An 11,740-nucleotide genomic window follows, 5' to 3' on the forward strand; every position below is an offset into this window, starting at 1 on the left:
CAAATGCTGACAAGGTGTTGTTGCCTTTGACGTTGCGACTTTGACTTTAAGAAAGTTGCATTGGGGTCAGGGCTAAACTATTGACAAAATCACACGGACCGACGGTTAAGCAATTACTCACAAATTGCCTTATATACATTTTCTACTCTTTTCCCCAAATCTCTATTATTTCTTATTTCTTCCTGAAACCTCTCGTGTACCCTAGATATTCCGGCTCCAGTCATTCCCCCAAATTCTCTGCCCAAATCTCTTAATGTCTTATGTTCCAGGCAGAGCCTATAACTTAGTTCTATCAACACTTTTCTTGCCTCTCTCTGTCGTGAACGCAGCTCAATTAATTCTTCAGGTTTTATGCCATACTCGCGCGCCACTTTTAAAATTATTTCCCTGATTGTATACTGCCTCACTTCTCTTACATTTGTTGTATAAGACTTTAAATCCTTCCCTTTGATATATTTGTCCTTTATTCTCTTTATAAAATCCTCAGATCCAAGTAAAAACTGGCTGCGCAGCTTATCCATAGGATTGCCTGCTCCGTTTACCACACCTTCCTTCACATATTCTTCATATTTCTTCCGTCCGGTTTCTGTATCACCGCCAGTATGTTCCAGTACTTTCTCACATCTGAAATATTTTGACCTCTTTTCAGGATATAAAACACTTAAATAACTGCTCCATTTGTAATTTCTTAATATTAGCTCCTGTTCAACTTTGCTCTTTTTCAATGAGGACTTAACCTTAACCGGGTTTAAATATATATACCTGCTAAGCGATAGAAAATATTCATCAGAACCCACCAGTATTGCCTTATACCTTCCCTGCATCAGCGGGCCAACGCGCTTATATTTAAAATTAAAATATCTTGTATATGCGGTATTAAGCCGCTGCATAAACCTGCTTAAATTTGACTTTGGCGTGCACAATAAAAAGTGGAAGTGATTCGGCATCAGACAATATGCTATAATTTCCGCTTTATAAAAATCCGCGCCTTCTTTCAGTAATTGAACAAAGTGCTCTCTGTCTTTATCATCACTGAATATTTCCCGGCGATCTATTCCACGGCTTGTTATATGGTATATTGCTCCTTCATATTCTATTCTTAGTGGCCTTGCCATGTTTTTACATTATCATTTGACTTATATTTTGTCAATAGTTTAGCCCTGACCCCAATTACTTGCGATAATTTCTACTTTCGTTTGCGGTGTGTTATACGCCAATGCGGCGGCATTTGCGGCTTTTGTGCAAGGGACAGGTCTATTTTTCCATCAATCGTATCAACAGCGTCTATTATCACCTTAACCTTTGTACCTGGCGCAAGATTGGTAATACGAAGCATTCCCTCTGCGCCAGTATTTCCGCAGAGGACAAATGAACCGGTGTCTATAATTGTCGTAACAGTCCCGTCCATTACTTCACCGATATGTCCCTTGAACAGTTCAGCCCTCATAATGTCAACTGCCTTGTGCTCAGCATCTGCTGCAGCTCGTTCTCGCTCGGAGCAGTGCTCGCCCGCCTCGGCAAGAGAAACCCCTTTCGCGCCTTGCTGGATCCCGCCATGGCGGGATGTCACGTTATCAAATGAGCCTTCGGCTCCTACATAAGGGGTTCCACCTGAAAGAAGCGCTTTAACAGCCCTGTGTGCCATAAGATCTGGATACCTGCGGATGGGTGATGTAAAATGGGCATAGGCTATGGCTGCGATGCCAAAATGCCCTTTTGATTCCGGTGCGTAAACAGCCTGCTGCATACTGCGCACCATAAGTGAATTAATTATATATGTCAAAGGGTGAGCTTCGGCCTGACGCAAAACATCCTGTAATGCTTTATGTATATTCCCGCCAAGGACGTGTCCTGCTGAAAGCCCCAAATCACCAAGAGCCTTTGACAGAGCTTTTATTTTAGCAGGGTCCGGGTCGTCATGTCTGCGGTGCAAAAAGGGTATTTTTGCTGCCATAAGCTCTGTCGCGACCGATTCATTGGCAAGCAGCATGAATTCTTCTATAAGCCGGTGGCTCTTTAGCCTTGGACGGAGTGCCACACGCAGCGGTTTGCCCTTAGCGTCCATCTCAACCTTATACTCCGGTATATTGAAATCTAAAGCGCCGCGTTTGATTCTTGTATCGTATAACACATCGGCAAGACATCCCATGCGTAACACCGCCTGTGCAGCGGCAGCGGGTACATCATAGAGTTTTCCACCGTCAAGAAGCACCTGAACTTCATCATAAGTGAACCTACGGCAGGAACGAATTACAGTATTTGCCAATCTGCGTTTCGTAACTTTTCCTTCAGGATCTATATCCATGAACATTGACACAGTAAGACGCTCCCGGTTAGGCACAAGGCTGCAAAGATTATTTGAAAGAGACAGCGGGAGCATAGGCACTACACGGTCGGGCAGGTAAACGCTTGTCCCTCGAAGGTACGCCTCTTTATCAACAGCTGAGCCTGTCTTAACATAATGTGCCACATCTGCTATATGCACACCAAGACATACCATCCCGTCGCTAAGTGGTTCAATAGAGATCGCGTCATCAAAATCCTTCGCGTCAGCTCCGTCAATTGTCACTATCGGAAGATGGAATAGCTCTTCTCTTCCATGCCAGGCAGGTGGTTCTAATCTATCAGGCAATGCGCCACTTTGTGCGAGAACTTCTTTCGGGAAATATTCACTGATACCGCTCTCCCGTAATAACGATGTAATACGAGCCCGTAAATCGTCCGGTTCGCCAAGCACCTCGGTTACTGTTCCGGCAGCACCTTCCCTGTCCGTAGGCCATCGGGTAACTTCAAGAACAGCAAAGGCCCCTGCTATAGGCGTTATTCTATGTGCAAAAGACAGAACCTGTGCCGGCGAAGCATTTCCTTTCTCCGGGAATACCCCCCAGCCGTGTGGAAATTTTTTAAGAATACCAACAATAGAAGTATGTGCACGCTTCAGCACTTTTATTATCTCACCGGACAACCGGCCGTCATACTCGCGGCGCACACGCGCCAAAACGCGGTCACCGTCCATTGCCAGGCCAAGCCCGCGGCCGCACAAAAACACGTCCTGCCCGCCTTCTGTTTCAGTAAGCAGGAACGCAAACCTACCGTGATGCTGTATAACGCCTTCCCGGGTTTCTTCCTTTTTCCCAGCCCCGTGGTGCCTATGGTCACCTTGATGCCTATTACGCCTTTTCCAATGTTGTTTCATACTAATAAATTTTCTCAATATATAGGATATTTGTCAAGTCAGACAGCTTCGCTGCTAACTTCGATTACACAGATAAAACCTTAGATTACACAGATTACAGGATTAAATGACAAACAAAAACCACCTGCTTAAACAGATGGTTTTTGTTGATTTGCATTAAGGGCTATTGACTAAAAAATACGGCCTTAATTGTTAGTACGGCCTAGTACTACCATTTTCCATATCCACCACCGCCGCCGCTTTTTCTGTTTTTACTCCATCCGCCGCCGCTATGGCCTCTGTTGCCGTACCCGCCGCCGCCGCCGCTTTTTCTTTCCGGTTTGGGGCGCGCTTCGTTAACTACAAGCGCTTTACCTTTTATATCTTTGCCGTTTAAAGCAGCAATAGCAGCTTTTGCTTCATCCTGTGAAGGCATTTCCACAAAGCCAAAACCGCGTAATTGTCCGGTATCTCTGTCCCTGATCAAAGCTGCTGATTTAACCTGCCCGAACTCCGTAAAGATCTGATGCAGCTCATCTTCTGAAACATCTGAAGAAATATTGGCTACATAAATGTTCATAATACGCTCCTCCTTGCTAATTTTTTTTACGCCCTTGCATTGCGTCATAAACCTGCGCTTTATCGATGCGGCCTCCTTGTTAAACTCAGTGATCTCTTCAAGTGCGGATTAAATCTTTTTAACGGTTTAATGTTGTTCGGAACCCTAAAAATTGTTGCTTTTTATTTCTCTTGGTTTGTGGATTTTTAGATGTGCGGTGATTTTGTGGTTAGGCTAAAAAGAAAGCTTAACTATCCCTTTGAAATCAAGATTTACTTAATTTATTGTATCTTATTATCAACAATATATCAAGGCCACGAGTTGCCTCAATAAATATCGATCCAAACAATATTTTAAGAAAACCAATAATAATCACAGGCAATATGGCCTATAATAAGCGGCCATAGATTTTTTAGTCTCAGATATGCCATTGCGAAGAATACTCCTACCATCAGCCCTTCGAACAGGTTCCATATTCCGCCTTCCCAATGCGCGGCAGAAAATATTATTGAAGATGTTAATACATATAATAATTTATTTTTAGAGCTGTTATTGAACAGCAGCCTGAACATACCGCGGAAATATATTTCTTCAACAAATCCTGCTGATAGGCAAAAATGCAGTAATACTATTATGCTTAATATTCCTGTTTTGGGCATAACGCCTTTATAATCAAATTGAAGCATACCATAATTGTTAAGTATCTTCTTGATAGAATAGTAGGATGAGACATCTATGACAATGCCTAAAAACGTCACAACTAAAATACTGACAAAAAAAAGATAACTATTTTTTTTATCAAAAACTTCAGAGTGAAATCCCAGATCTTTAAAACCGAACACCTTGTTTTTTACACCGAATGTAAGTATAGATAACGGAAGAAGGATCCAGGTCAAAACTTCAACCAACCAGTAAAAGGCAGGGAATCGAGAAATATACCAATTATAAAATCCATTTATTTCTAAAGGCAATATGCCAATAATAAACAGAATAATGAGAGTATTTTTTTTGTTATTCATGTAATGTGACACTATGTGCAATCCGTTTCCCTATCTGCTAAACAACCTGTCAAGTATATGAGTTTTTAGCATAATTATCATCGAAGCCACAAGAATCAAAATTATAAGTATCCTATTGACTGAGTTAACACGCCGCATATGCGGTGTGTAATCATCTTCATATTGGGATATCTTACGGATCTCCTTCCCGCAAACAATGCAGAACAATCTTTCCTTTATATTAGTCCTTCCGCAATGAGCGCATCTTGTCTCATACATTTAAAACTCTAAGCTTTTATTTTACAAAAATTATCTTCGACTTTTCTTAAAACTCTTTCTACTATAAAAGGCTTGGTTATATACCCGTTTATGCCAAATTTATCGGCCCTATCGATATCCCCGATCATATTTCTTTCGGTACACATTATCACAGGCAATTCTTTTGTCTTAGCAGAGCTTCTTAAACATTCCAGAACCTGCCACCCGTCCATATGAGGCATGTTTATATCAAGCATTACAAGGTCAGGCTTAAAATATTTTATTTTATCAAGGCACTCTGTACCGTTATGAGCTATTTCTGTCTTGTATCCCTGTCCTTTTAGAATATGCTGCAAAAGCGCACAAACATCTCTTTCATCATCTACTACTAAAACTTTCTTCATAACACCCCCGGACTATTTACTGTGGAATCCTTCCGGCAGGAGCCAGAGGCTCCCTTAAATAAGTGACATCCCTCCATCATCAACATAAAGCCCCGCCTTAGGCGGAGCTTTATGTGGGGCTGGGCAAAGACAATATGAATGAGCTCCCTTTGCCGGGCTCGCTTTCAACTCTTATCTTGCCGTTATGCGCCTCTACCGCCATTTTACAGAATGTCAGCCCCAGGCCCGCACCCGTACGCAGGTGCACCCTTTTTCTTTCAATCTGAACAAATTTTTCAAATATTTTATCCTTATATTCTTCCGGAATGCCGGAACCGTTATCAGTTACGCTTATTTCCACAAATTTATCCAGATTCTTTAAGCCCAAAACTATTTTACCTTCCTTTAATGTGTGGTGCAGTGCGTTTGAAATAAGGTTATTTAAGACCCTCTCTATCAGAGCTCCGTCAATTTCAATGACAGGGATATCTTTTCCGATGTCCGCAGATATAGTTTTGTTCTCGCTTTTCACCAATGGTTCGAATTGGTTAAAGCGCTCAAGAAGTATCTTTGCTATATCGAATTTTTCTTTTCTCAATTCAAGTTTTCCCTCTTCCATCTTTGCTATGTCCAATAAATTTTGGATCATGATAAGGAGGTTTTGCCCGGATTTATTCGATATCTCAACTATTCTTTTCTGTTCGGGGGTAAGTTCGCCCAAAAGCCCGGACCCTAAGTAATCAAGACCTCCCATTATACCGCTAAGCGGGCTTTTTAGGTCATGTATTATCATGCTGATAAGGTCCTGCCGTAATTCCTCCAACTCTTTTAGGGAAAGTGCCATTTTTTCAAAGCTGCCTGCAAGCTCTTGTATTTCATCGCCTGTTTTAATGTCAAGTTTAATATCAAGTTTACCCTGGCTGATCTTACCCGCCTCTGATTTAAGAAGTTCAAGCGGGTCTATGATACGTTTAACAAATCTGTACCCAACCACTAAGAATATACTGGTCCAGACAAAAGTCCAGAATAAAATACTCTGATACATTCTCTTGACGGGCAGGTATACTTCTCTAGCGGGTATCTGTATTATAACAGCCCAGCCGAACTTTGCCAGCGGCCTGTATAAAGAAACAACCGTTTCGCCTTTCTCATCCTTATATTCAGGCCAGTTTTCGCTGTTGATCTGTTTATAACTTATGAAATCCTTAACAATCGGCAAATTACTGAAATCGCTGTGCATCCAAACGCGTTCCGGATCCCTATGGGCTATAAGGTTCCCTTTAAGGTCAACCACAAAAGCCTGGCCGGTCTGGCCAACTTTTATTTCTTTTATCCACTGCCACATTTTTTCAAGGTCAAGTTTTGCCGTAAGAACGGAAGAGGCAGGCGATAAAGGGATCGAAAGTATAAGGTAGGGGCTTCTTTGGCCTGAAATATAGACCGGGCTGATATATTCAAAACCCTTGTATGCCTCAAGAAATTCAGGTTTAGTAGTACGCTTTGCCAGGTTTTTTACCGGGCCTGAACGGGTAAGCTTCCATTGTTCCCTTGCATTCTTATCAAGCAGGGCTATTTCAGTAAAATCCTCGCTTTGAGCAAAAATCTCTTTTGCCGTCAAGAGCTGCTCGGCCTTCGGCATACGCCCGATATTTTTGTGAACGAAAAGGAGCTGCTGGTTATGGTTTATCTGAGAAGTTAAACGGTCTGAAAGCCTGTTAAGAGTCTCCTCCTGTTGATAAAATATGGAGTTCTTCAAGGCCTTTTTACTTATAGAGGTCAGTATGATGCTTAAAAGAAGAGCAGGCAGGACTATGGCAAGTATAAATAAAAAAATTATTTTATATCTTAAGGACATATTTCTTAAATCCCAACAGAACAAGACAAATCCAAACCGAATAATAAATACTTATTTTGTTATATACTTATTTGTCATATATATTTTTCTTTTATTTGGATTTATTCGGTTAGTCATTTTGTTGTTTATTTGGGATTCATTTTGTTTGTCATTTACTGTTCTTCTTCGGGCTGTGTTCCGGCAGATATTTTTTCACAAGTTCCCACATTTCATCGTCTGAAATAACGTTTACTCTTCCTTTTTCGAATTCGCTGTCTATCCATTCTTTCATTTTAGCTATTGCAGGCAGTGATTTATCTATTTTTTTATCACCGGAAAGTTCAAGCTCATTATTTATCCAGTAAGCAATGCCCGCAAGGCCTGATTTGTCGGTCAAGCTGACCTCCGGAGGCCTGTTAAGGATTTTCCCTGTATTAAAAACATTGTAAATTTCTTCATCTTTAAGAAGGCCGTCCACGTGTATGCCTGCCCTCGTCAGGTTAAAGTGAGCTCCAACAAAGGGCTGCTGCAGCGGTATATTATAGCCTATCTTATTCTTAAAATACTTGGCTATATCTGTAATGACCGACAGGTCCATTCCATTCCAGGTTCCCCGTAAAGATACATATTCTATTGCAAGAGCTTCTAAAGGCGTATTCCCTGTCCGCTCACCTATGCCTAGTAAAGTTCCGTTTACTGCACTACACCCGTACAGCCATGCAAAAGTAGCATTTGTTAAACCCCTGTAAAAATCATTATGCCCGTGCCATTCTATCCACTCTGACGGAACTCCGGCCAGATGGGTCAGCCCGTACATGATCCCGTTCACATTGCGGGGTAAGGATGCTCCTGCATAAGCTACCCCAAAACCAAGAGTATCGCACGCCCTGATCTTAACCGGCATTTTTGCTTCCTTTGCAAGCTTCATCAGCTCGCTTGCAAAAGGCACAACAAATCCGTAAAAATCAGCTCTTGTTATATCCTCAAAATGGCACCTTGGTATTATGCCTTCTGCCAAAGCAGCGCGGACAATATCCAGATACATATCCAATGCCTGCCTGCGGGTTTTTTTAAGCTTCAGAAAGATATGATAATCAGAGCAGGAGGTAAGAATACCTGTTTCTTTAAGTCCCATTTCTTTTACAAGATGAAAATCATTTTTAGTTGCTCTTATCCAGGATGTTATTTCAGGGTATTTGTACCCCTTTTCCCTGCATTTGGCTAAAGCATTCTTATCTTTTTCAGAATATAGAAAGAATTCCGTTTGCCTTATGACCCCGTTTGGCCCACCGAGCTTGTGTAACATATCATAGATAGCAACCATTTGTTCTACGGTAAAAGGAGGAAGCGCCTGCTGACCGTCTCTGAAAGTCGTGTCTGTAATCCATATTTCTTCCGGAGGATTCATAGGTACTACCCTGTTATTAAACGGGATTTTAGGGATATCATCGTAAGGGAACACATCCCTGTATAAGTTAGGTTCGGTTACATCTTGCAATTCATAATGGTATTCTTCAGGTTCTAGTATTTTCCTATCTTTATTGAAACGAAGCATTTTTCCTCCAACCGTTGCGCCCTTTTAAATTATTTTTATTATATACTTTTTTAAAATTGTACTAATTTAATGCATAAAAATCAAATTGATTTATTAATTATTTTATATGTATATATAAAAATAGCATTTTGTTGGACTAAATTGTTGGAATTGACAAAATCGCAGCTTTTTAGTAAAATTGTAACTTAAATATACCATGATAAAACAAGTAAAATATCTAATTGTTTTCTTTTCTTTAATTGTTACCTCTAGTATCTCTAAAGCCTCCGATCAATTTTTAGATATGTGTTTAAGGTTTGCTCAAGCCAGAGATAAAAACCTGGAAGTTGCTGAAGAACAGGTCAAACTTTCCATGACAAGATTGATCAGGTCTACCAGGGCATTTTTGCCTGTATTATCCCTGGAGAGAAAATACGAAAAAGGAAAGACCTATTCAGGTGCAGACCCGTCTATAGGCCTTCTTTCTCAGGAGTATCAATCCGAAAGTTTAGGTTTTAGGGCCCAGCAACCTATCTTTGAGGGTGGGAGGTTGAGCAATACTTACAAGTACGACAATTCAATGCTTGCCTCTGCAAAATATAATTATACTAAAATAAGAGAAGAATTATTTTATAAGATTAAAGCCACTTATTTTGAGTTTTTAACTGCAAAGATGCGGTATATTAAGCTAAAAAAAACACTTGGAGAAATCAATAAATTATCAGAGCGGGTAGAACTGGAATACCATGCAAAAGCTATATCAAAACTGGATTTAGATGAAGCCAAAAACTTCAGGGATAAAGTTGAAAACATGTTCAAGGAAGCAGAGTCCACCATGGCACTTACAAAAAGGCGGCTTGCATATTTTGCAAACATTGAGTCATTAGACGATATCCCGGGAGTAATACCGGAAGGCCTTCCAGAAGATGTACCGGAAATATCGTACGTACTGGATGAATGCATTAATTTTGCTGTTCAAAACAACGTAGAATTAAAAATGACCAAACTGCAGATAGAAATGGCGAAATACAAAAGAAGGATCATTGACTCAAAGATCATCCCCAAAATATATCTGGAAGGTTTTTATGGAAGAAGCGGAGAAGCGGATGTTTCGCAGCCAATACCCTTGGCTGTGTCCTGGAGCTTGTTGGGAAAACTGAGCTGGGGCCTGTGGGGTAATTCGCTTGAAATAGATCAAAATACGACAAAAACAAACCCTAATGAGGCTACCAACCCTAATGCAAGGTTTGATACGAACAGCCTTGATATTAAGTTTTCTTTTTTTGATGATTTGAACTATTTTGTTGATTCTAAGGAAAGCAAAGTGGGGTTCAATCAGGCTTTAGCGTCTTACGATGAGTCAAATAAGAAAACGATCATGGAAGTCGACAAATCCTACAGCGAATACAGGGATTCTCTTTTTAGCGCAAAAGTCCTTAAGGATGAAATTGAAATAAAAGAAAGAAAGCTCGAGTTGTTGCGTAAAAGGAACCAGCTCTATGAGGTTACGACTCTGCAACTGATGCAGGAAACAGTATCTTATGCTGAAACCGTATTCCAATATTCAAAAATGATGTATACTAATTATTCGAATGTCAGCAATCTGGAAAGGCTTACCCTGATGCCGTTAAGGTAATTAAATGAAACTAAAAATAAAAAAACTATTGGGTTTTCTTAAAATAAAAAAGATTTCTGATTTTATTATATCAACAATAGGAAAAATCATACTTTTTATCTTTCATATTGTGAAAGATAAGCTGTGGCCGCGCCTTACAAAGCTACTCCCGTTCTTAAAAAAGCTTGAGCCTCTGTTACAAAAAATAAAACCGACTTCAAAAAAAGGCAAGATTATTTTCATTTCAATATTTGTTTTACTTTTTGCCATATTTGGTTTTGCCGTAAAAAAAATATTTTTTAGTAAAAAAGCGGCAGCAGCGGAAGAAAGCAAACTTTTCAGCGTCAGGGTAAAACCTGCTAAAAAAGAAAATTTCAGCGATAAGTATACCGTAATGGGTACCATAAAAGGAGCTATTGAAAACGAATTGAGGTTTGAAATGGACGGCATTCTGTCATCTTATAATTTTAATGAAGGCGATAAGGTAAAAAAAGGCCAGGTATTGTGTTCCCTTGACCCGAAAGATGCCATGACAAAAGTGGATTATGCAAAGAGCAGGCACCAGTCAGAAAGATCCGCTTATTTTTCAGCTTCCCAGAGATTAAAAGTCTACGAAGAATTGTACGCCATGAACGCTTTATCTGAAAGCAAAATACAGGAAGCAAGGTATGAAACGATGTCTGCGGACGCAAAAATGAAGGCCGCTCTTTCTGAACTTGAACTGGCTCAGTCAAATTTGTCCAAAACAAGTTTGCTTGCTCCTGATAACGGCCTTTTAGCGCAGATAATCATACGGCCGGGCGAGTACATAACCCAGCATGACGTAGTAGCCAAATTCATAAGCGGTGTTGAGACAAATTTCGAAGTAGATGTCCCGGAAAAAGACGTAAACAACCTAAAGGTCGGCCAAAAGGTGAAGATTAACTGTGATGCTTATCAGAACAAGGATTTTATAGGCAAGGTTGCGGAAATCGCTCCAACTGTCAAGGAAAGGACTCGCAGTACAACAGTTAAAATAGATGTCCCAAATCCCGACGGAGAACTGAGGTCCGGAATGTTTGGAAGAGGAGTAATTTATTTAAAAGAGCTGGAAAATGTATTTATTGTGCCCCAGGAAAGCATAATAACCCTTGGAGCATCTACGTATCTCCTGCCTTTGTTAAAACCTGATGAACTCACAAAAGGTGAAGGTACTATAGAATTGCGAAACGTTAAAGTCGGTGATAAAGTTGAAAATAAAGCAATAATAGAAGACGGTTTAGTGCCGGAGGAACTGATAGTAGTTGAAACTCAAGGACAGCTTTCCGATGGTATACGTGTAAAATATTCAATAATTGAAGACAAAGCCGAAGAAAATCAACCTGCTGCACAAGAGTAGTAGAAT

9 protein-coding genes are annotated in these 11,740 nt (G+C 40.4%); 2 read left to right on the forward strand and 7 right to left on the reverse strand.

Annotated elements, in window-relative coordinates; all coding sequences use genetic code 11:
• Positions 1-113 precede the first annotated feature (113 nt).
• From LHV68_10495 to LHV68_10525, 7 genes are all read right to left on the reverse strand, one after another.
• Positions 114-1,115, reverse strand: coding sequence for a transposase (locus tag LHV68_10495; protein ID MCB4792296.1), 1,002 nt, complete (start codon positions 1,113-1,115; stop codon positions 114-116).
• A gap of 71 nt (positions 1,116-1,186) precedes the next feature.
• Complete coding sequence (locus LHV68_10500) at positions 1,187-3,196, reverse strand: VacB/RNase II family 3'-5' exoribonuclease (GenBank protein ID MCB4792297.1); 2,010 nt, start codon at positions 3,194-3,196, stop codon at positions 1,187-1,189.
• A 208-nt stretch (positions 3,197-3,404) separates the two neighbouring features.
• A complete protein-coding gene (locus tag LHV68_10505; GenBank protein MCB4792298.1) occupies positions 3,405-3,755 on the reverse strand; it encodes an RNA-binding protein in 351 nt (116 codons plus the stop codon).
• Between the two features lie 332 nt (positions 3,756-4,087).
• The gene (locus LHV68_10510; GenBank protein ID MCB4792299.1) at positions 4,088-4,753 is read right to left on the reverse strand and encodes a CPBP family intramembrane metalloprotease; all 666 of its coding nucleotides are present in this window, start codon (positions 4,751-4,753) and stop codon (positions 4,088-4,090) included.
• Between the two features lie 266 nt (positions 4,754-5,019).
• Positions 5,020-5,394 (reverse strand): response regulator, encoded by a 375-nt coding sequence (locus LHV68_10515; GenBank protein MCB4792300.1) that lies wholly within the window; start codon positions 5,392-5,394, stop codon positions 5,020-5,022.
• A gap of 109 nt (positions 5,395-5,503) precedes the next feature.
• On the reverse strand, positions 5,504-7,228 hold the full coding sequence (locus LHV68_10520) for a sensor histidine kinase (GenBank protein ID MCB4792301.1): 1,725 nt from the start codon (positions 7,226-7,228) through the stop codon (positions 5,504-5,506).
• 148 nt (positions 7,229-7,376) lie between these two features.
• Positions 7,377-8,762 (reverse strand): 2-isopropylmalate synthase, encoded by a 1,386-nt coding sequence (locus LHV68_10525; GenBank protein ID MCB4792302.1) that lies wholly within the window; start codon positions 8,760-8,762, stop codon positions 7,377-7,379.
• 196 nt (positions 8,763-8,958) lie between these two features.
• Between LHV68_10525 and LHV68_10530 the strand changes: the two genes are divergently transcribed.
• Positions 8,959-10,377 carry a TolC family protein gene (locus tag LHV68_10530; protein ID MCB4792303.1) on the forward strand — a complete coding sequence of 473 codons (1,419 nt, stop codon included), beginning with the start codon at positions 8,959-8,961 and terminating at the stop codon, positions 10,375-10,377.
• 4 nt (positions 10,378-10,381) lie between these two features.
• Entirely contained in the window at positions 10,382-11,734 is a 1,353-nt protein-coding gene (locus LHV68_10535; GenBank protein MCB4792304.1) for an efflux RND transporter periplasmic adaptor subunit, read from the forward strand.
• Positions 11,735-11,740 lie beyond the last annotated feature (6 nt).

This window comes from Candidatus Liberimonas magnetica (assembly GCA_020523885.1).
Classification (GTDB): domain Bacteria; phylum Elusimicrobiota; class Endomicrobiia; order Endomicrobiales; family JAFGIL01; genus Liberimonas; species Liberimonas magnetica.